This window comes from Robertmurraya kyonggiensis (genome assembly GCF_005116465.1).
In the GTDB taxonomy this organism is placed as follows: domain Bacteria; phylum Bacillota; class Bacilli; order Bacillales; family Cytobacillaceae; genus Robertmurraya; species Robertmurraya kyonggiensis.
In genome coordinates this window covers 189887-212586 of record NZ_SWBM01000005.1, presented here as the reverse complement: position 1 = coordinate 212586, position 22700 = coordinate 189887, and the positions used below count along the sequence as shown (strand labels likewise).

Sequence of the window (22700 nt, the reverse complement as noted above, 5' to 3'; positions counted from 1 at the left end):
GTACTATTACATATGACCCTTAGATCATTTTTAGCATTGCTTCTTTTCCGACCATTCCTTTATGAATCCCGAGAGCCTCGGCCTCGTACGTAACAGACTCTAGAGGAGCCTCCAACAATTGCTCGATCGTTTTCACACCTACAGCTCTACCTGCAATGATTTTTCGATCCTTTAGCTTTTCATTTAATAACGCAACGTCTAACGCACCGCACATAATATATCCTTTATCACTTGTAACAACAAGTAAATTCGTTTTAGGTAACACAACAGATATGCTCAAAAAGGTGTGACCACTGATATCGATTGGGGATACATCGATCATTTTTCAACACACTCCTTTCCTCTCTCTAACAAGTTATGTAGAAAGCAGGAAAATCGTGTAGGCAAGTATGCCAACCATTACTTGGAAAGTCCTCAAAACAAATCCAATTGCCTCGGAGCCAGATTATCATATTCAATCTTCATGAGTTCCAGCATCTGCTTTCCATTATCTGCTGCATCTCCCCCAGAATTATTGTTGAACACAACAAATACATCCTGACATTCCTTCTGCAATTGAACTATGTGATTGGCCCACTCTTCTAGTTCCGCCTGATTGTATCGATACAAATAACGAACCTCACGCCAATTAACATCGGTTCTCTTCTGCCAACCATTAACATTTCTCCCGTGGAAGCGGACAAGAACCTTATCAGTCGTAGTCGGAGTTAATACCGTAGGAATCGATCCCTCTCCAGATTGAGGTTCGTCACAGATGCTATGAATCCATGTTTCATCCCTCATAAACTGAAGCGTCTGTTCATAGAACTGTGGTCGAAACCAGGACTGATGGCGAAATTCAAGTGCACAAGGAATGTCTCCCATTTCTTTTTTACACCATCTCAAATATTGCACGTTTTCCTTTTTGCAATCGAACCAAGGTGGAAATTGAAATAAGACCATCGCTAATTTTTCGGCCTTTATATAAGGAATTAAGGATTCTTTAAAGGCATCAAACATGGTCTGTTTATTGTCAAATGGGATTTCACCTCTCAAGTGACCTGTCATCCCTTGATAAGCTTTGACAACAAATTTAAAACCTTCAGGGGTCTCTGATACCCATTTTTGTGCGTTTTTCTGTGGTTGGACAGCGTAAAATGAGGAATCGACTTCCACAATCGGAAAATGTCCTGCGTAATCCTTTAGCTTATCTCTTGGAGAAGTTTGCCTTTGATATAAGCTATCATGGTCTCCCCATCCAGTCATTCCTATGTAGATCACCTTTAATCACCTCACCTTCTTATGATAAGAAAACTTTCCCATTCAATCTACTAATTCGCCTTCTTCGCAGTCGCTAAATACATTCATGTAATATGATGGATGAAATTTAAATAAGCCATCGTTATTATGTTCTAAACGATGGTCTGTCTTAAAAATAAGTATTTAACTAGGAAAATCATCAATGCTTATTCTCTATTTGAAGGTATATCCGCAAAAAAATATCTCCACCTTTTTGCAAAAATTTTATTCTGCCTTGTATGTTCTCCTGATTTCTGGTCCTCTACTTCATTTTTCGGTTTATTATTTGCTAATTAATGTAATTTTTTGTCGAAAGTATTCCTATAGTTATTGTTGGGGACGAAATTGTAAGTAAAACAGAGAAAATAACGAAATACTAAAGTAAAACTGCTAAATTCCATAAATTCACATAATTGATTATACGCTATAATTCTCTTAAGGAAGGGAAAAAAGGTTTGCATTAATTTGTCTAGATCTGTTTTTATTTGTTGCAATATTGCAAAAAAAATAAAGGAGTGATAGTATGAAATTTATCAAAAAGTTACTATTTGTATTTATTGTTTTAATGTTTGTTGGAAGTAATTCTATATATGCAAATGAATTAATCATTTCCCCGACTACAGACAATGGAGGAGTCACTTTAAATGCTGGAACAAAACCATCATTAAAAGATTTAGGTAATAGCACTCCAAGTATGGGAGATATGAAGATGATGGGTAGCAGTATAGCAAGCAGCGTAGCAAGAAGTGCTGGATACAAGGATGTCCATGCATTTAAAAAGGCTCATGTATCCGGTAAAACAGACACAAATGTTTCTCACTGGGATATGTATGAAGTAACTGGTAAAGTTGGAAGAGGAGATGTTTTCTTAGTATATAAGACAAGAACTTCAGTAATGATTAATACTTATGAGAATAGATATGGATATTATCCAACTTGGCCATAAGTCTAATTAGGAGGTTGGCTTTTGGAATATACAAAAACTTCTATTGAAGTTTATTTCTCTTTAGAATCTAAAGCAGAAAATGATTTTTCTATTGCATATGTAACAAATAAATTAGGTGTTTTCCCAACTTATACCCAAAAAAAAGGCGAATGGCATAAACCTACCCCTCCTATACATCGAAGCTATACACCAAGACAACATAAATACACCGAATGGAAATATAGCACAGAATTAAGAGAAACTGTAAATTTACCTTTACTACTAGACCAAATGCTAAATACTTTTAGCTCTAAAGTGCATATAATTAACCAACTCAAAGAGGAATTACAAATTCATCCTTATTTTCGTATTGTTGTATATATTGTTGATGGAGCCTCTCCGATGTTTACTTTTAGCAAAGAGATTATGCAATTTGCTATAGATATCGGAGTAGAAATTGATATAGATCAATACGTTTTTGGGTTTAAGGAAGAAGTATAAAACCCTCTAATCAAAATTATTAAAAGGAACTTCATTTTGATCAATCTTTGTTCAAAATGGAGTTTTTATATTTGATAAAAATAAGGAGTTACATGGAGCTATTTGATCAAACTTTATTTTAAATTTTAAAGTAACATCTAAATACCTTACGGACTATAAAAATCGGTTGGACTCCTATGGAGAGACCAAAGTCACAAAAAATCTTTTTAATACGAGCTACCAATAAGCACTCTTCGCAGCCCCTAAATACTTTTTCCGAAATTCATTAGGAGAAATCCCTTCCTGCTTCTTAAAAAGCCGGCTAAAATAGGACATTTGTGAAAACCCACAGTTCTCAGAGACCTTCTCTATACTCCAGTCCTTCGAAACCATTAATAGCTTTGCCTGGTCAATCCGAATCCGATTTAAGTATTCAATAGGAGTAAAACCAAAGGAAGAAATCATGCATCTCGCGATATGGTTCGGATGAAAACTCAAAGCCTCTCCAAGCTCGGCATAGGTGATTTTTCTTCGATAATTTTTGCGAATGTAAGCTGCTGCCTGTTCCGCAACGGCTAGTGATGGCATCATTTTTTCCAACTGAGCATGCTCTGATAAAACATTTAGTAATTGTTGAAAAAGAATTTGTCGCTGCCATTCCCAGTTATTGTTCAGCTCATGACCCGTTTTGACGATTTGTTGGCAAAGGTGCTCAGCGACCTTCCAGTTATGGAGCAAACAAAAGTTCGGTACGACAATCCCAAAAGGAAATTCGGTAAATGGGTTCCTACTTTGTTCACCTTCTGTCATGTTTTGAATGTGGCCCGGTTCCTTTAATTCTTTCCATTCCTTCGGTGTGACAAAATGAAACCAGTAAAAATGAGTTTCTTCTTCACAGGGCTGATAAGAAAAGTGATGACGATCTGGATAAAGGATGAGGCAATGACCACTTTTCACTTCATATTTTTTCTCACCCTCTTGCATAAACAAAGTGCCTTTCGTGACAACAAGCACATCAAATACCCCAATCCGATGACGGTTCGGATGGGATTGACCTGATTCATATGTATCTTCACCTGCGTCCAATAGGACTGGTAACGGCGGTGCGGTTAAATGAAGCATGAACAATTCATTCCCTTGTTAGGATTGTGCAAAAACTTGTTATTATCCTGCATATATTTATTGCCATTATACCATTACACTAATTTTATAGATGTATTAATTTTAATAAAAGAGGTGTAGGTAATGACCGAAACAATCTCAAAAACGTTACTCGAAAGTTCATTCAAATCCTTACCGCTTGGAAGCATCAAACCAACTGGATGGTTAAAAAATCAATTAGAAATTCAGGCCAATGGATTTACTGGTCATTTAGATGAACACTGGGAAGATGTCGGACCTAATAACGGCTGGTTAGGTGGCTCTGGTGACAGCTGGGAAAGAGGCCCTTATTATTTAGACGGTCTGCTGCCGTTAGCCTACCTTTTAGATGATGAAAAACTTATCAAGAAGGTTCAACCATGGATTGAATGGGCTTTGAATAGCCAACGTGAGGATGGTTCATTTGGACCTAGTAACTTAATCCAGCTTAACGCGGTTTTGGGTGATAACCAAGATTGGTGGCAGGAAATGATTATGTTAAAAGTACTAACACAATTTCATGAAGCCACTGGTGATGAACGGGTAATTCCTTTTATGAGCCGTTACTTTAACTTTCTTAATGAAGCCATAATCAAATATCCTTTAAAAGAATGGGCTCAGGCTCGTGGTGCAGACCTTTTATTGTCCATTCATTGGCTCTATGAACGGACTGAGGATTCTAGTTTGCTAGAATTTGCAGAAATCGTACGCGAACAAACAACAAACTGGAGTGAAATTTTTGCCAAGTTTCCGTTCTGGCGCAAACAAAACCAATGGGACCATCGTACACATGTAGTCAATGTAGCCATGGGTGTAAAAACGCCAGCTGTTTTTTACCGTCAAACGAAGAATGAATGGGAAAGAGAAGCTGTCTATCAAGGGATTGAAAGCTTAATGACCCATCATGGGCAAGCGCACGGAATGTTTTCAGGTGATGAGTGGCTTTCTGGAACACACCCGAGCCAAGGTGTGGAGCTATGTGCAGTGGTTGAGTATATGTTTAGCATGGAGAATCTTGTCCGCATTCTAGGAGATGGAAAATTTGCTGATATTCTCGAAAAAGTGGCTTTCAATGCCCTACCAGCAACGATTTCGCCAGAATGGGACTCACATCAATATGATCAGCAGGTCAATCAGGTGATGTGTAATTCAGCTAAAAGACCATGGGTGAATAATGAGGAAGCAAATATGTTTGGTTTAGAACCGAACTTTGGTTGCTGTACTTCTAATATGCATCAGGGCTGGCCCAAATTAGCTGCAAGCCTCTGGATGGCTACAAATGATGGTGGTGTTGCAGCCGTTTCCTATACACCTTGCCGTGTACAAACTAATGTTGCAGGTAACACTGAGTTAGAGCTAAAAGTGGATAGCCATTATCCGTTTCGCGAAAATGTCTTAATCAACCTTAAACTTTTGAACACTGCACGCTTCCCACTTTTACTACATGTTCCAGGATGGTGTTCAGGATTCCAGGTGAAGGTGAATAATGCGTTTCAACAGGTTCAAGTCGAAAATGGATTTGCCCGTATAGAACGCGAATGGCAGTCTGGGGATCAAATCGAAGTATTTTTACCAATGGAAGTAACACCTGAGGACCGCAACAATTACGCGATTGCTGTAAACCGTGGACCACTTGTCTATGCATTACCGATTGGTGAACAATGGATACAAGTGCAGGAGCGTGAACGTTTCCATGATTGGGAGCTCTATCCGACTACCCCATGGCGATTCGGATTAATGAAGAATGCTGAGTTTGAAGTGAAAGTGGAAGAGGTTTCGTATCAGCCTTTTAAAACAGACTCCGCTCCAGTCAAACTAGTAACTAAGGGTCAACAGGTGGCAAACTGGGTGATGGAAAACAACTCAGCCGGTGAGCCACCATTAAATCCAGTCCCTTATCCGAATGCGAAAGTTGAAACAATTGAGCTTGTTCCATATGGATGTGCTCGATTACGAATTGGAGAATTTCCGGTTATAAAAGAATAGAGGATAAGCTGTCCCAAGTTTATTGGTTACATTACACTTGGGATGGCTTTTTTTGTGGTATTTCTTTGTGTGGACCGTTCATGAAGACATTAATCTGAGTAGCAACACAATTAGCTTCCGCATGAACACTTCATAAAGACACTATTCTAAGTAGCGCAGCAATTAGCGTCCGCATGAACCCTCCATAAAGACACTAATCTAAGTAAGTCCACAATTTGCGTCCGCATAAACGCTTCATGAAGACACTATTCTAAGTAGCGCAGCAATTAGCGTCCGAATGAACACTTCATATAGACACTAATCTAAGTAGAAACACAATTTGCGTCCGCATGAACCCTCCATAAAGACACTAATCTAAGTAGAAACACAATTTGCGTCCGCATGCTCTCCCCATGAAGACACTATTCTAAGTAGCAACACAATTAGCGTCCGAATGAACGCTTCATAAAGACACTAATCTAAGTAAGTCCACAATTTGCGTCCGCATGAAGTGTTCATAAATAAAACAATCCCGCACTGAAATCAGTGCGGGATTATTCCTATTTCTTCAAAAGCATTTCAGCCAACGAAGCAGATGCAGAGCCATTACCCCAATCAAAAATGGTGAACTCACCTGCATACTTTTCATCGTTCTCACCATGGTGGGCATTTTCCATCTCAAAGCCGTAGTCCTTCTCTCCAAAATGAGGAAACGTTTTTTCATAAATTTCTTTTACAGTCGGATTTTCCGGACAATACATCATATAGAAAGAGGCCTTCATTGCCCAAAAACTACGATGCTTATATTCTTCCTTGTTCGTAATCTTATAGTAGTCTTGATAGGTTAAGGCAAACAAGCTTTGGCGGGAATCATTCCATTCATCATCAGAAGTCATAACCCCGAATCCGCCTAAAACAGGTAAATGTAAATATGCAGGCTCCCAAATCGCTTGATATAGCGAAAGTTCAGCTAAGACTTTTTCCCCTTCTCGTAAAAACGTTTCATCCTTTGTGACTAAATACAATTCTTTCAATGCTTCAGCGGTCCAATAAATCGAGAAATTACATTGATTGTACAAACCGCTGCGCTTATCCTTTACCCCGTATTGTTTTTCCTCCCATGCACGTGAGCATGACCAATACGTTTCAAAGTCCTCCCACCGGCCTTCTGGTAGAACATCGTTTAAGACAAACTTCATTCCATTAATAGCCGCAAGTAAATAATGACCTTCTCCCGTAAGTTGATAAAACTTTGCCAGCAGCCAAACATGGATAGACGTCTCAGGGCTATCCTTTAGAAAAGGGGAGACATCCCCAGTTTCTTCATGTACCCAAGCCGGAAAACTACCGTCTGTTGCCTGTAGTGTCAGCAATCTCGTAATATAGTTCCTCGTATACTCTAATAATCCTAAGTCTTGCTCAATATCCTCATACCATTTCAACATCCATATACAAGTCCAAGACATATCCAATAAATGAGCATAATCGTCGTGATGCTCCGGTCTACGGTCTGAATGGCCCCAGTTTCCCGCTTCCCATTGATTATCTGCACCTGCCCAATAAACAGATGGAAATAACCCATTTTTCTGCGGTGCCGCTAATGCAAAGTTTTTGGCAAGCTCTGCCCTGCGAACCATATCAGCATTATTCCAGTGTTTTCCCCACAGATGATAACCATAGGCACTTCGAAGACTGGAAAACCACGCCTGATTCCATAGGCTTTTCTTTTCGCGCCAATTGTCTTCCTGACCCTTTCCAGGAGACTGAGCTCCTCGAACAATAAAGACACATCCTCCGACCTTTTCTTGCTCGAGCTCAAATTCATTCCAAACAATCTTTTCCCAGTTATGAAACGCCCAATTATACGTATGTTTAGCATAAGGCTCAATATCCTTTACAGAAACCTCTGCTTGAAGCATTCGTTTTTCCGCAAAGTTCTCCCATAAGTATTCCGTAACCGGAAGAAAATTTCTGCTTCCCTTGAATTCATCCCACTCAACTAAATGGAAGCGAAACAACGTCTCCCCTTGCTCTACACGAAAAGATTCTTCTACTCTTTTAAAATACACATGTTTGGTCTTTTCATAGTGTCCTAAGCCATAAAATAGTGTTCGTTTTGGCTCAACATAATCCATGAAATGAGGAACTACTCTGCTAGACTCGATAAAATCTATATCCGGAACCAACGCGAAAAGCTTATCTTCTTTTTCAAAGATCATCACAGGTGAGCGAAAAACCTGGTCGCTAATGACCATATCTTCTTCTGGAGCCAAATGTGGTTTCCACATACATCGAATATCGGCGTCCATCAACTTCATGTTTAATTGAACCGAGTCAACCTCTTGGGACGGAAGATTCCATTTCGCTTCTACAATTAACCTTTTATATTTACTCGTTTGCGTTTCTGATATTGATAGTTTAAGAGTCTCATCAATTTCAAGCCAATCATTCAGCCGCATATTAATTCCTCCTACGGGATTTTACAATAAGTACATCTAATCCATTGATGACTATTTCACCTGAAACTACTTTTTCTGTAATGACGTCCAAGCCTTCTTCGACCGCAACATTAACCGGTTCCCGATTTACATTCATATAAAAAGTAAAGCAATCCTGCTCATTCACACGTCTTGTCAAATAAACTTCCTTTGGAACATTGGTAACGGTCAGCTTTAGTTCTTCAGCCACATCAGCCAAGAAATCCAAGGCAAGTTCGCTATTTCCCATAACCCCTACGTAATAGACAAGTCCTGCACCATGTGAATTTTTCGAAATCGCTGTCCGTCCTGCGTAAAATTTCTGGGTGTAGACAGCCAGCGTTTCGGCGGTTTGATTGTCGAGCATATCTAACCAGACCTTAACAGGATATTCCTTCCCTTTATAGGTAATGGCATTGGCATATTCGTCAGGAAGAACTTCAAATTCATCAACGACCGTTCCAGCCATTTCAGCGAGTAATCCTGGCCATGGCAATTCATGCGTGGTATTGGACCATGTCTTCATTCCACTTCGAGCCCCGATAATGAGGCAACCACCATTTTCAACATAGCGGTTAAAGTTTTCATAGATTTCATTGCTAACCATTGTCATCGAAGGGGCAATAACCAGCTTATATTTTGATAGATCAGTAGTTGGGTCGACGAGGTCAGCCGTCAATCCTAGCTTTGTTAAAGCACGGTAATAGGTAAGCAAATGTTCCCTATGGTCAAAACTCTTATATTGCTTATGCGCTTCAAAAGCCCACATTTGGTCGTAGCTGTAGATTAACGCGACCGGTGCTTCTACAGTTGTATCTACAAGTTCTTTTTCAAATCTGCTTAATTCCTCTGTCAACTGCTTTACTTCATAGTAAGGTCGTCTTGGCGTTCCATCATGCCTTAGCAAGCCATTTGGATTTTGTTCCCCACTATACTTATTTGACCTCCAACGGTAAAACAAGACCCCGTTTGCCCCACGAGCAATATCCTGATATGTCCAAAGGCGAACCAATCCCGGTTCAATCGCTAGATTATAGTCACTGTAATTGAAGTAGCCATTTTTCTGTTCTAACACCCAATGAGCCTTGTGCTTTGCACCGCGATAATGGTCATGTAAGAAACATTCAATATGATTGTCTCCATCCACATTAGGGTAAGAATCCCAGCCGATAAAATCGAGCTTTTTCGAAAGGTCGTAAGCATTTAGATTCGGATACCAACCCAACATATTATGGGTAACCTCATGATGTGGCGCAAAGCTTTTAATAATGTCTACTTGACGATTTAAATGGTTCACTGTTGAATCTGAACCAAAGCGCGTAAAATCAAGAATTTGACTAACGGAAATCGTCAATTGATCGGCTGAAGGTGGCGTCACTTCTTCCCAACTGTTGTACACCTGACTCCAGAAGCATGTCCCCCATGCTTGATTCAATCCCTCTAATGTTCCATACCGGTCCTCAAGCCATTTTTGAAAAGCTTCCCTACAATCCGAACAATAACAATCTACATTTCGAAGCTCATTATCAATTTGCCATCCAATAACAGCAGGATTCGAAGCGTAGTGCTCAGCCATTTTTGTAACAATACGATTCACGTAAAAGATGAAGGCACGGCTGTTATGACAATGCATTCCTCGTTCGCCATGAATTCGATCGACCTTATCATGTCTGACAACCTCTGGATGCTTGTGACGTAACCACACCGGCGATGCCTCAATTGGCGTACAGAGGAGAATTTGAATATCCGCGGCATGTGCTAGTTCGATAAAGTCATCAAGCCAGGAAAAATCAAACTCCCCCTCCCTCGGTTCTAAAAACGACCAAGAAAGCTCTGCTAATCTTAAAATCTTGATTCCCGCTTCCTTCATTAGTTCAATATCCTTCGGCCATCTTTCCCGCGGCCAGTGATCTGGATAATAGCCAGCACCAATATAGATTTCCTTTTTCATCTTTGTGACCTCCATTCAGTAAGATTGAAAACGCGCAATCAGTAGAGGGAAATCGCCAACCGAGTGCGAATTATCTTATGTTTGGGTTCTTCAAGACAATTTGTCCTTCTTCTAGTTCAATGCGCATCTTATTAAGGTCTTTCATCCCAAGTTCCTCCAAATAGTCACTCGGGATTTGAATTCGACCAGCGCTATCTAGCACAGCCAATTCCACATGCGATTCCTCTGCTTCTTCTTCCATTTCATTCAAATAATTTTCATAGATATTTCTTCTTAAGATTTCACTCGATGTCTTCCCATCGCGGATAGCAACCACTCGATCCATCTTTTTCATTAACTGTGTATCGTGGGTTACGATGACAATCGTTAGTCCTAAAGATTTATTTAGATTACGAAAAACATCTAAAATGACATCCGCGGTTTTCCCATCGACACTTCCGGTTGGTTCATCTGCTAATAACAACCGCGGATTATTGGCAAGTCCGATGGCGATCGCAATTCTTTGCTGCTCCCCACCAGATAATTGATTAAGACGATTGTGCTTTCGATGTCCCATTCCAACCATCTCTAAAAGCTCGATTGCTCGTTCTCTTTTATGACGGCCTTTTAACAGCATCGGTAGCTCCACATTTTCTACCGCTGTTAAATAAGGAATCAGGTTTCTTGCATTGTTCTGCCATACAAATCCAACCGTTTCGAGCTTATAGTCTACGAGTTCTTTGTCTGTGACCCTTAATAGGTCCTTCCCATCGACAAGAATTTTACCAGCGGAAGGACGGTCCAATCCTCCGAGAATATTAAGCAAAGTCGATTTCCCGCTTCCACTGCTGCCGATAATGCCCATTAGTTCGCCTTTATCAACATCCAAATCTAACCCCTGTAAGGCAATCACTTCAATGTCATCATTAAGCTTGTAAATTTTCATGAGATTGCTGCAATGAATCATTAATCTTCACCTAACTTAATCGCTTGAGAAATGCGGATATTTTTTAATATAAGCGCTAAAATCGCTAGTCCTATCAGCAAAGTAACCAGAACAAATCCATAGATGGTCCACTCGTCTCCCGCGTCAAAAATAACCTGGAATGGCGGAACGACATCTTTCGGGTTAAAGGACAACTGGAACATTGGCACAAATATAGTGCTCGTAATGCTTCCAATCCCGATTCCAAGTAGACAGGCAATTCCAGAGGTTAGTAATTGCTCATAGAGCAAGATTGCAATCAACTGACGAAGTGGAATCCCCATCGCTCTGTAAATTCCATATTGTAGACTTCGTGATTTCATTGTTAAAATCCAATAAATCAAGAAACCAATAAAGGTAACCATAATCGAGATTAAGAAGCCTAGTGATAGGGTACCGTTGATTCCTAATAAAAAGGCGCTATTTTTCATTTCAACTAACTGAGGCTGAACATCTGCTACATTTGTTAAAGGGAGTCCAGTCTCTTTCAATTCTTGATAGAGCGTTTCTCTCGTAGCACCATCCTTCACCTTCAACCACACCTCATATGGCTCAAGGCCAATCATATTTTGGACATAGGACAGATTTGCCACTACTAAGGTCGAAGCTGGTTTGTCCTCTTCTGATTGTAACGGGTTAAAACCTGGCCAATACTCAATAATTCCAAACACAACAAATTCAACCGGAGTTGTGCCATTCGAAGAAATCGTTAAGTAATCGCCTTCCTTCACTCCGAGATTTGATGCAGCCGTTTTCGATAAAAGGACAGCACTTGGTTCTTTTGCGAGTAAGTTTAAGTATTGATACCAATGATGTGACAATAAGGATGGCTTAAACCAAGCGGTCTCACCAAAATCCTTTGAATCAATCGCCATCATATTAACCGAGGAAATCGATTCCCCTTTTGCATCAATCGTGACATCTTCTTTTTGAAAAACCTTTGTGACATGCTCTGCCGACTTCAATTTCAGAAATGGATCATACGGTGGTTCTGCGTAGATCGTCTCTCTTACTCCAGTCACAGCTTCTTCTTCCTCTTGATTTTCCGTACTGGTTTCTGATGGAGAACCTGTTGGCCCTACAGGGGAACTAACTCCACCTGAGGTTACACTATCCCAACGAACCTGAACCGCTACATCGGCACCATTGCCATAGCGAATTTGTTCCTCTAAATTATTGTTAATTGTTCTCGCGGCACTCGCACTAAATACGCCGACCGCAATCGTCAAAATGAGAAATAACATTAAATAGAGATACTGTTTGGCTGAACGGCTAACCTGAATAAGCGTGCTATAAAAGGATAAAGAGAAATATTTTTTCCCTAGTCTATTAATTCCTTTTAATAAAAAAGGATAGATTCGTAACATTAATAATCCTAATCCGATAACAAAAGCCGCTGGGACAAAGAACAGTAAGGGGTCAACAGTAAATGAATTTGCCGTATCTCCTAATGCCAATAGTTCTTTTTGGCGACGGTTAAAAATGGTCCAACCATAAACTGAAATCCCTAAAAGAGCGATTTCGATAAACACTGTATACCACCCGACATTTCCGACCACTCGGAAGGCCGTGCGTTTATGATGTACAATGTTTTGTCTAGACGCTTGATAAATCGGGATCATCATCATGAAGATACAAGCGAGTACTGCCAAGAAGGAATATAGAAACGATTCCTTTAATAGCTTCGTTTGCAAGGATGAACGCTGGACGAATTCTAAGAAGCCATTCGTCGCACCTAAGATTTTACAGAGCCACAGCCCTAGAAATGGACCAATAATAAAAGCGACGGTACCGAGTAGTCCAATCTCGATTAAATAGATAAGGAGAATCTGTACTCGTTTAGCTCCTCGACTATTAAGAATCGCAATTTCATTCCGCTGACGGTCGATGATTAGCTTCGTAACCATATAAAGATAGATGCCGAGCATAATAAACAACGGAACATTCAACGACCAAAGCATCGTCTTCAACTGTCCGCTTTTATCAAAATAATTCGTGATGATGTTTTGTGCTGGAAAATTCACTATGAGCTTGCCATCTGTTATTTCACTGACAGCCGCCTTTGTTCTCTTTTCCATTCCAACTAATGACTCCAGTTGATTTACCGAGACTGCATGATAATCAAATGCTGTATAAAAACGAATCGATTCGATTTTTTGTGAATCCCCATTCACAAAAGCTGTTTCGAAGGTTTCTTCTGGCAGGAAGAAATCTTCATTGTAGGAATCAGGAGAAGTAAACCAATAAGGATCCCGTTCATCTTTTGCCTTAAAGGTTCCCACAGGCTTAATGACAATTTGTTCATTGTCCTTTCCCGCTAAAAAAGTTGTATTTAGCACAATATCACGCTTTTTCAGCGCGCTCTCCGGAACTAAAACCTCATAGATTCCATCTTTAGTTGGTGCATTCGGCCAATTTCCATCGGTTATCTCAATATGCTTTTTTAAATCACTAAAGGAAAGAATGCTCCCAAATTTTTGCTCCTTTAAGTTTGATGAGTCTTCGTTTGCTATCGCAAGAGGGGCTGTACTCATCATCGTCAGTGTTGCTTCGATTGGCAGATTGACCTCATTCGTAAGATTTGTGCTTGTTTTCTTTAACTCATTTACGAGACTCTTTTGATCCTCTTCCGCACTTGGAAATTGGATAAGATAAGAATACTCTCCTGGGTATTTATCATTTTTCACTTGGTAATCTTCTAGTTCCTTTAGTAACAGCTTTGATAGAACACTAGAGGAATACGTAGGGATACTCGATACGAGCGAAGACGTAATTAATAAACCGAGGAATAGACTGCCAACAAGCCAACGATTATTAAGTATTTTACGTATGATAATCTTTAAGATCGCCATGGCACATTCCTCCTATTTTAAAATAACCTTGTCTCCCTCACTGAGACCTTTTATGACCTCAACCTCTGTATCCGTACTAATTCCTACTTCAATATCCACTTCTCTTTTCGTGTTGCCATCGAGAACTTGGACATAGTTTCTTCCCATCGCCAGCCTTAAACCGTTTTTCGGGATAACAAGCACCTTTTCTTTTTGCTGGGTAATGACTTCAAAATCGATTAAATCACCGACTTTTGCATCCTTTGGCAGTTCAGCGAGACTCATTAAAATACTCTTTTGATAAAGCTCTGCATTGGTTTCCATAATATCGAGTGGAACATCTTTTGGTGTTTGCACTACTTTCCCTGTGATCGCTTTGCCATTGCTCATTAGATTCGCAGTCATACCGAGCTTGATATCCGCGATTTGGTCGACACTTTGAGCCGTATATAAAACCTGCAGCTTGCTTGTATCGGCCACTTGAACAATCGATTGAAAGGCTTGCACCGGGTCACCCGCTTTTTGCTCGCCCACAAAGGTTACGATCCCATTTATCGGTGATTTTAGCTGTGATTTCGCTAGCTGCTCTCTCATATACTGGACTCTGTTTTTCACAGACTGGACATCCAATTTAGCAATATCAATCGTGAGTTGAGGGCCACTTTGACTTTGTAGAGCTTTAAGCTGAAGCTCCGCCTTTTTTAAATCAATTTCTGCTTGTTTTGTGTCAAAGCTGAGAGTTGCAGTATCGACTTCTACAAGAAGTTGCCCTTTTTTCACCACATCTCCTTCGCTAACGTGGAATTTTTTAATTCTTCCACCTGATTCTGAAAAAGAGAGGGTGTGATTTTCGACAGGTGTTAAGGACCCTGCTCCCTTAAGACTTTTGACAATACTACCCGTTTTCACATCGACCACATCGTATTCTACTTTTGCAGGCTCTACTAAAGGAGGTGCAAGCACGGCCTCTTCTTTCGGCAAGAAAGAACAAGCAGATAAGGTGGAAACGATTACACACACAGATAAACTGGTCACGAGTTTTGAATATTTTTGTTGAGCTTTACGCAATTTTGCCATCCTCCAATTCAAAAACATGCTCGATCATTTCTAAAATTGCTGGATCATGTGTTGTCATAACGATCGTTGTTTTCTTTTCTTCTACCAGCTTCTTGAATCTTGTAATGATTTGAAAAGCTGTTTTACTATCTAGTTCCGCGGTTGGTTCGTCAGCTAGGATAATGGAAGGAGAAGGTGCGATGGCTCTAGCAATCGCACAACGCTGTTGCTCCCCACCAGATAGTTCAAAAGGATGGTGACTAGCTCGTTTTGTTAAGCCAACAAGTTCTAATGCATCCTGCACTCGCTCTGCCCATTCCTCCCTTGGTGTACCTGCCACACGAAGACCAAATTCAATGTTTTCCTCCACTGTCATTAATGGGACAAGGCCAAACGATTGAAAAATAAAACCGATTTTCTTTCTTCTAAACTCCGTTCTCTCTTTCTCTGAAAGCTTGCTGATATCACTATTTTCAAAGAGTACTTTTCCATCCGAGGGGTAGTCTAGAGCACCCATGATATTAATGAGAGTCGTTTTTCCAGAACCCGATCTCCCTTTTAAAGCCACTAATGTATTCGGTTGAATCGATAAATTAATTTTTGAAAGAACTTGGACTTTGTTGTCGCCAGCACCATATTCCTTCACAACATCTGTCACTGAAATAAGTGGAAGCATGTATGTAACCCCCGAAAAGTATAATAAATCACGTTTTTTTTATTTAAGCATTTACTGTTTTTCGATCAGGAGCAGAATAAGCAATGATCATCCGGCAGGGCTCCCAGCTCGTTACAGTTGCATTGTGCGGTACATTTCTCGGAATACGCAACATCATTCCAGGTGTTAAATGAATGGTTTCCTCGCCTAAAGTATGGTCACACTCACCCGAGAGGACAAAAATAAGCTCCTCACAATTTGGATGATAATGCCTATGGTTGGATTGACCCGCATGAATATAGACCATTCCAAAGGTCATTTCCGCATCTGGATCAATCTCTTGACCACAAAGCCATTGGATTTTTCCCCAATCCATTTCTAACAAATGCTTTTGTTCTGATAAATTGGTTATTGTCGTCATTATTGGTCTAACCTCCAATTACGAATTAATGGTTGCTCTATTCCCAGCTTCAGTAAATCTGTATGCTTCAAAAAGCTTAAGAATTTCTAATGATTCTTCTAACGTACCCTTTTGTGGCGGGTTTCCTGTTAGAATACTCTCACAAAAATGGTTAACCTCTTGAACATATCCCAAATAAAATAGATTTTTATTATAGAGCTGACCGAGCGAAAATTCTGGTTCCCAATGAAGAGGTGCTACTTCATTATCCACTAAATAGGAGGAATCCCGTCCATATGCTGGAAGAGCTGCCTTTCGGTAATAGGTGACCTTCACTCCGTTTTCCACGACAATATTGGCTCCCTCGCCGATCACTTCTAGCCTCTCAAGCGGACTACTTCCTGATATTCCAGCTGTTAAATGCAGGGTCCCAACCGCTCCAGACAAAAAGTGAAAATTCGTTACACTTCCTCCATTCACAGGCTCCCACTCGTAGGAAAGTGATTCAATCTTACCCATTAAATAATGGATAATCGCGCCAGGATGAAAGATATGATCCAGCAAACTCGTTATGTTTCGTAAATCCTTTCGTTCTTCGAAGGGTGGCATATGCTGAGGATAGCGAATGTAGATGGAGGATACTTTCCCAAACTCTGGTGTACGAATAATTTCTTTCACCTTTTCGATCGACGGGAAAAATGTTTTTTTCAAACCAGTCATGACATAGCGGTTGTATTGCTGACTGGCATCGATTAGCTGTTGGACTTCTTCAGTACTTGATGCTGTTGGTTTTTCCATCCACACATGGGCTCCTGCTTTTAAACAATCCAAAGCAAGGTCGGTGGCTTGTACTCTTCCGTCAGGATGATAGGAGGTCACAATAAAGACTGCATCTGGTTTTTCTTTTTCTAACATTTCTAGATGATTCGTATAATAAGCTTTTGCACCAAACTGAGCTGCGTAAGAAGCTGCCTTCTCAGCATCCTGATCACAAACAGCAAGTAACTGAATCGGTGCGTATTGAAAGGTCGGATAAACGTTACGAAATGAGTGTCCACCGGCTCCGATAAAACAAACATTAACCTTTTTTTCATATTCGAAGTTATAGGTTATCAATGATCTTGCCATGAGTCTTCAACTCCTTATTTGGATAAAAGAAAATGTAAAGGTATCACTGCCTTTACACTTTCTTTGTATATTTAATTAGATAACCTCTAAATCATCCTTGCTCGGAAGCGTAGGATAAGAGTTATGTGGCTCAGCCTGATACCAGAACGCAGTCGAAGCAATATCGTCCTGAAGTGGCAGATATCTATGTCCTGAACGCCATCCTAAAGCTTGAATGGTCACTTTTAAATCTTCTTCAAAACGAATTGGATCCATCACATGCCAACGATACATGCCAAAACGTTGCTGACTTTGATACAGTCCATCCGGCTTGATTACTTGGTGCATCCCAAGATACGCTGTTGAGTACGTACCGTATTCACCCTTTGGTTGCTCCCAGTTCCATGCGCCACCAAAGTAGTCTTCTGTTCCCGTTCCACAGATAGTCGGATATTCCTTATCTCCATCCATATAGAACTTGATTTCACCTTCGCCCCACCAGCCGGTGTTGTTAACGCCCCATGCAATATAGGTACCGACATAATGGCCATGGCCTTTAACACCATCAAGAATGGTATGAACATCTTTGTATTGTAATGGATTGCTTCTTCTCCATTGTGCATGGAAATAAGCCGCATCCTCTGGAATATCCGTTAATGTGTAATCCACTTGATAATAAAGAACCTCATCATTGTCAGTGATGTTCTCAACCGTAATTTTTGCTGATTTACGGAAAGGCATCTCCCAATAGCTGTTCATTCCGCCAGCTGGATTCACAGCTACAGGAATCGAACTCACATTGCTGCGCTCTCCCCAACCGTTACAGAAGAAATCACCAATCGGTACTTCTACAGAAGGTGTTTCTTCGCCATCCCAATACATACGAAGAATCAGATATCGCCATGATGGTGGGAAGCAAGTAAGCCAAATATGTTGGATTGCTCCTGGTCCATCCATTTCTGCCATTGTAATCGTTGACTTTGCTTTCACATGGACAGACGGTGAAACCTTCCAGCCTTGTCCTAAATCTCTTGCACACTCTGCACCTGTTCCCTCAGTTGCCATGCCACCTTTGCCTTTTTCACCAGTGAAATTTTCTGGGCTGATTGAACGTGTTTTTGCTTTTGATAAACGTGATAGATTCCCTAATCCCATTCCTAATCCGTTAAACATAATCTGTCACTCCAGTCTCTAATATTTATTCTAGTTCCAATTCTGCTTTCATCATGTAGCTATTGTAGGTGCCCCAGCGCGACATCGTGAAATACATCGTCTTTCCTTCATTTTTGATAAAAGAAGGATGCATGTACGAGCCGTATAGACCAGGGAAATCCTTTTGTGCGACCATCACTTTCGGTTCTGTCAATGGTCCCCATGGATTTTCGGATTCAACGAAATCAATATTCGTCGTCTCACCATTGATATAGGTCATTATCCAGCGCTCTAAATCTGGATTCCACACAACCGATAATTCACCAGCTGTTGTTTCTAAAATAGACTTGGCCTCTTTTTCTTCACTCGACCATTGTGGTTTCCCATTTGTATCTGTTCCAGTAAAGTATTCATAGCTGTTCTTGTCTTCGATTTTATTCTTATTCACTTTCATTAACTGAATAGGGCTGTATCTTCCTGCTTTCACCCCGTAAAAATAAATGTCATCGCCAAGAACTTCGTTTTGCTCAGGCTTTACAATCGCAACCTGAGTAAAATTACTGTCCCCTTCCCATGTTAACTGTTCAAGTGGAGCCCATGTTTCCCCTGCATCATTTGACTTGTATACGCCAGAATATGAAGTCACCCATACTCCCGGATCGCCCCAAGCGTCTACTGCCATGTAATAGAGGTACATGCTTCCAGCAACAGCTACCCCATAGGTTGGGATGGAGGTTAAATGATACCCTTGCGTCTTCTTAGAAGGAATGATTTCTTTCGCCATTCCACTTTCATCCGCTAAAAATCCGTCAAGTTCAATCCCATCAGTTGGGTCCATATCTTTTGAAAATCCAACCGTATTCGATCGCCAATTTGTTGATGGACCAGTACCTGGAGGCACTGCACTTCCCGCTCCAAACGTATCACCGAACACGTAGTAAAATGTTCCATCCATATCAAAAATACTTCCTAAATCTGTACCTGCAATATCATACTGTTCTTCCGTTTTATTCACGGAATCCTGGCCTGTTATCGCAGCAATTTCCGTTACCTCAATGTCTTTAATTTTCGCCTTCGGACTGTCCTTACTATATGAGTTTTGGAGATTCATAAAAATATAGAACCCAACTGCAAGTACTACTATCCCTATTAATGACGCTGACTTTTTCACGGTTGTCATTTTCTTTAACATCTGTATTCCACCTTTAATTGTGAATACGCGCCTTAGTTTGCTTCCAGCATGACATACCCTTTAGCCGGAATTTGAACATCTACAACTTGTTTATCAGTAGGATTCATGGTTAGCAGTTCAACCTTTTTATCTGCGGTCACAATATTAACCTTGATAGAGTCATTCGCAAAGTATGAAGCTAAGTCTAACTCAATTTGAATCGTTTTCACTTCATCACTTACATTGGCAAAAAATAATCCAACACTCGAGTCCCGATATTGCCATGCCGAATGAATAATAGAGTCAACCACTAATTCACCAGTATCGTTGTATTCCTTATGATCTTTGGCACAGTTGTAGATGAACCAATTTAGGTTAACCTTTTCAACATGAAACTCGAACGGTTTTAACATTTTTCCATAGGCCAAATATTTATTCCCTGTTCCAGTCCGAAGCTTAGCAAATTTCGAAATGTATTCAGCCCTTGCTGGTGAGAACTCATAGCCTCTTGCCTCAAACGGATAATAATGCTCTTCATGCGTATTTTCTTTTCCCTCAATAACTTCCATCGGACTATATTCGTAGTTTAATTCGTATAAACCGCCCCATAAATACGTACGAGCCACATGGAAATAGAACAGGTCGCCGATTTCTTCAACAATTTTTCCCCATCCATCTAAACGAACGGCACCATATTCATGGTAAACATACGTAAACATCGGGATTAATTCTGCTTCGCCTTTTTTGAGTAGTTCTCGGACGTTATAGCCTTCTAATGGCGCAGCAGGTGCCCCTCCAGCACGTGTCTGATAATAGTCTAGTACATCAAGGAATACTTCGTTGATCATTTCAGTCCCCATTGGAATGTATCGTCCATCCGCAGCACGGCTCATCGCAGCTTTTGTCTGGATGTAATTCTCGCGATAGGCTTGAGTAATCTGTTTTCCAGCACCCTTTGTATGACCATGAGAATCATCCATACATAGTTTCATAATATTATTAGCGGAAATATCATAATAGATAGAATCCACATTGCTTTCTATTTGAAGTGTTTCATCCCTGCGAACATGAAGGTCTTGGACATATGGGTCTGCTGGGCATACAAACGGAAATCTATATTGGTCAATACTTTTTGACGGGTCTCTAGGAATCTCTTGAAGTGCTCTTTTTCCTTTGATCCCATCTGCACCAAAAAGATTAAACAAGTAATCAAATTCAAATGGGGCAAATTTATCCTCATTTGCTCTAATCGCATTCAAAGTCGCTTCATTAAATTTCGTTGGAAACCAATCCTTATATCCTCCAGGAATCCCGCTTCCAAAGCTTTGGATTTTGTTTGTCCAGTCAGGACCAAGAATATGAAGCATCTTTGTATCAATATGTTCATGATATTTCTCAATCCATTCAGATCTGTCCGCCCCAGCATTAATTCCAAATGTGGAAAGTCCTATATCATCTAAGAGCCAGTCACATTTATGATCTGTCTTAGAAAGTTCGCCTTTTTGACACCAATATTGATTAACTGCCCAATCTTTATAAATATCTGCAGCCTCATACCAGTTATGACCTTCTAACGTTTTGATAACGATTGGATAGTTAACGTTGATTCCTTTATTAGGGCCAATATCTTCACAGCTGTGAAGGAAGGTAGCCTCAAGGAATCCTTGCTCATTCTTATAAAAATTCAGCCATTTTGTATAACTGTCACCATCATAGGCTGCAAAGTAAAGTCCACCTTTACCCTTGCCATAGTAGCTAAAAAATTGCATCGTTGAACCTGAAAAACCTTCAGGATATGGCATGTACCTAAATCCATTCCACTCACTTGTAAAATTCTTCAGTGGATTATGGATTAGAAAGCCTGTTGCAAAGCTATGAGCGAGATAATCATCTTCCCCTTGCTCTGTAATACTTCCTATGTTCGGAATAATCGGATATTCGAGCGTATAGATGGACTTATTTGAATCATTTTGTAATTCACATTGAAAAGAAACCTCATTCGAATCATCCTGAATCCAGACTCTTGCCTTCAAAGCAAGTTCCGGGGTCAATTCCCATACAAATCTATATCCGTAATGCTCTTTATCCAACTCATAGGAAAATCGTTGAAACGCAAACTTAGTTTCTTCCTCTAGTTCCACCCGGAACGGGACGGATGATAACTTTTCGGGAATGTATTCAATTTTCTTTTGTTTATCTACTAAACTACAAATCGAACCCGTTTCCTTATTAAAAGAAATAGATATGAAATCATTTTCTAGTAAAATCATCGTCATCATCCTTTGAATCTATCATTTATTTACGTACACCTTATTTAATACCAGAAAGCTTGATTCCCTCGATTAAATACTTTTGGAAGACCGCAAATAGAATAATCGTTGGGATTGCAGCCATTGTAGAACCAGCCATAATCATCGCCCATTCTGTTGCTTGTGCTGAACGGAAATACGCTAATGTCTGCATGATTTGGTATAATCTTTCATCTGAAATCGTCATAATTGGCCAGATTAGTGAATTCCAGAATCCTAAAAATGAACCAATCCCTACTAAAACGAATACTGGTACAGATAATGGTAAGAAGATATGACGATAGATTCCAAACTTTGTAGCTCCATCGATGACGGCAGCTTCTTCAAGCTCTTTTGGAATACCTAAGTAAAACTGGCGCATTAAGAACATATTGACAGCTGAGGCGACCCCAGGCAAGATAAGCACAGTCAATGTATTAAGCATCTTTAATTTCGCAACAACAATATAAGATGGGATCAATATCGCCATTGACGGAATAAACATCGTCATGATGACATAGATAAACAACACGTTTTTATATGGGAAATTCAAGCGAGCAAAAGAGTATGCAGCCATTGAATTGACAAAGATAACAAGAATCGTAAAAATGATAGCCCCTACAAAGGTAACACCCATGGAGCGGATAAATTCTGTTGAATGCAATAGCTCATTATAGTTGGAGAAGTCCCACACTGTTGGAAAGAATTTAAATGGATAACCAAGAACCTCTGTCTTTGGTTTAAAACCGGCAAGCGCCATCCAAAATAGTGGAAAAATCGATATTAAGGCAACTAGTAATCCTGCAATGGTCAATATAGTCTTTTTTATTTTCTTCATTTTTTACTCACCTCCAAAATAC

Annotated in this window: 18 protein-coding genes; 3 read left to right on the top strand and 15 right to left on the bottom strand. The window is 40.1% G+C overall.

What is annotated here, in order from left to right; all coding sequences use genetic code 11:
• Positions 1-19 precede the first annotated feature (19 nt).
• Positions 20-322 (bottom strand): YunC family protein, encoded by a 303-nt coding sequence (locus FA727_RS18600; protein ID WP_126405291.1) that lies wholly within the window; start codon positions 320-322, stop codon positions 20-22.
• 92 nt (positions 323-414) lie between these two features.
• Positions 415-1260 carry a DUF72 domain-containing protein gene (locus tag FA727_RS18595; RefSeq protein ID WP_136833040.1) on the bottom strand — a complete coding sequence of 282 codons (846 nt, stop codon included), beginning with the start codon at positions 1258-1260 and terminating at the stop codon, positions 415-417.
• 541 nt (positions 1261-1801) lie between these two features.
• On the opposite strand from FA727_RS18595, the gene FA727_RS18590 reads away from it, so the two are divergent.
• Positions 1802-2224 carry a hypothetical protein gene (locus FA727_RS18590; RefSeq protein ID WP_136833039.1) on the top strand — a complete coding sequence of 141 codons (423 nt, stop codon included), beginning with the start codon at positions 1802-1804 and terminating at the stop codon, positions 2222-2224.
• Positions 2225-2245: 21 nt separating this feature from the next.
• Complete coding sequence (locus tag FA727_RS18585) at positions 2246-2704, top strand: DUF4279 domain-containing protein (RefSeq protein WP_136833038.1); 459 nt, start codon at positions 2246-2248, stop codon at positions 2702-2704.
• Positions 2705-2920: 216 nt separating this feature from the next.
• Here the strand turns inward: FA727_RS18585 and FA727_RS18580 are convergent, their stop codons facing one another.
• The gene (locus tag FA727_RS18580; RefSeq protein WP_136833037.1) at positions 2921-3805 is read right to left on the bottom strand and encodes a helix-turn-helix domain-containing protein; all 885 of its coding nucleotides are present in this window, start codon (positions 3803-3805) and stop codon (positions 2921-2923) included.
• Positions 3806-3928: 123 nt separating this feature from the next.
• Here FA727_RS18580 and FA727_RS18575 point away from each other — a divergent pair, with 123 nt between their 5' ends.
• Complete coding sequence (locus tag FA727_RS18575; protein ID WP_136833036.1) at positions 3929-5809, top strand: beta-L-arabinofuranosidase domain-containing protein; 1881 nt, start codon at positions 3929-3931, stop codon at positions 5807-5809.
• Between the two features lie 539 nt (positions 5810-6348).
• On the opposite strand, the gene FA727_RS18570 is transcribed toward FA727_RS18575, so the two are convergent.
• The 12 genes from FA727_RS18570 to FA727_RS18515 form a co-directional block, all read right to left on the bottom strand.
• Complete coding sequence (locus tag FA727_RS18570; protein ID WP_136833035.1) at positions 6349-8247, bottom strand: hypothetical protein; 1899 nt, start codon at positions 8245-8247, stop codon at positions 6349-6351.
• Between the two features lies 1 nt (position 8248).
• The gene (locus FA727_RS18565) at positions 8249-10216 is read right to left on the bottom strand and encodes a beta-galactosidase (protein WP_158318912.1); all 1968 of its coding nucleotides are present in this window, start codon (positions 10214-10216) and stop codon (positions 8249-8251) included.
• 70 nt (positions 10217-10286) lie between these two features.
• The gene (locus tag FA727_RS18560) at positions 10287-11162 is read right to left on the bottom strand and encodes an ABC transporter ATP-binding protein (protein ID WP_136833033.1); all 876 of its coding nucleotides are present in this window, start codon (positions 11160-11162) and stop codon (positions 10287-10289) included.
• Positions 11162-14032, bottom strand: a complete 2871-nt coding sequence (locus FA727_RS18555; protein WP_136833032.1) for an ABC transporter permease — start codon at positions 14030-14032, stop codon at positions 11162-11164. Before FA727_RS18555 ends, FA727_RS18560 begins: the two co-directional genes overlap by 1 nt.
• 12 nt (positions 14033-14044) lie before the next feature.
• Positions 14045-15079, bottom strand: coding sequence for an efflux RND transporter periplasmic adaptor subunit (locus FA727_RS18550; RefSeq protein ID WP_158318911.1), 1035 nt, complete (start codon positions 15077-15079; stop codon positions 14045-14047).
• Entirely contained in the window at positions 15072-15743 is a 672-nt protein-coding gene (locus FA727_RS18545) for an ABC transporter ATP-binding protein (protein WP_136833030.1), read from the bottom strand. Before FA727_RS18545 ends, FA727_RS18550 begins: the two co-directional genes overlap by 8 nt.
• A gap of 43 nt (positions 15744-15786) precedes the next feature.
• The gene (locus tag FA727_RS18540; protein ID WP_136833029.1) at positions 15787-16143 is read right to left on the bottom strand and encodes a cupin domain-containing protein; all 357 of its coding nucleotides are present in this window, start codon (positions 16141-16143) and stop codon (positions 15787-15789) included.
• A gap of 18 nt (positions 16144-16161) precedes the next feature.
• Positions 16162-17250 carry a Gfo/Idh/MocA family protein gene (locus tag FA727_RS18535; RefSeq protein WP_136833028.1) on the bottom strand — a complete coding sequence of 363 codons (1089 nt, stop codon included), beginning with the start codon at positions 17248-17250 and terminating at the stop codon, positions 16162-16164.
• Between the two features lie 75 nt (positions 17251-17325).
• Positions 17326-18402, bottom strand: coding sequence for a glycoside hydrolase family 172 protein (locus FA727_RS18530; protein WP_136833027.1), 1077 nt, complete (start codon positions 18400-18402; stop codon positions 17326-17328).
• A 25-nt stretch (positions 18403-18427) separates the two neighbouring features.
• Positions 18428-19573, bottom strand: a complete 1146-nt coding sequence (locus FA727_RS18525; protein WP_136833026.1) for a glycoside hydrolase family 183 protein — start codon at positions 19571-19573, stop codon at positions 18428-18430.
• Between the two features lie 32 nt (positions 19574-19605).
• Positions 19606-21822 (bottom strand): DUF6259 domain-containing protein, encoded by a 2217-nt coding sequence (locus tag FA727_RS18520; RefSeq protein ID WP_136833025.1) that lies wholly within the window; start codon positions 21820-21822, stop codon positions 19606-19608.
• Between the two features lie 40 nt (positions 21823-21862).
• Positions 21863-22678 carry a carbohydrate ABC transporter permease gene (locus FA727_RS18515; protein ID WP_136833024.1) on the bottom strand — a complete coding sequence of 272 codons (816 nt, stop codon included), beginning with the start codon at positions 22676-22678 and terminating at the stop codon, positions 21863-21865.
• Positions 22679-22700 lie beyond the last annotated feature (22 nt).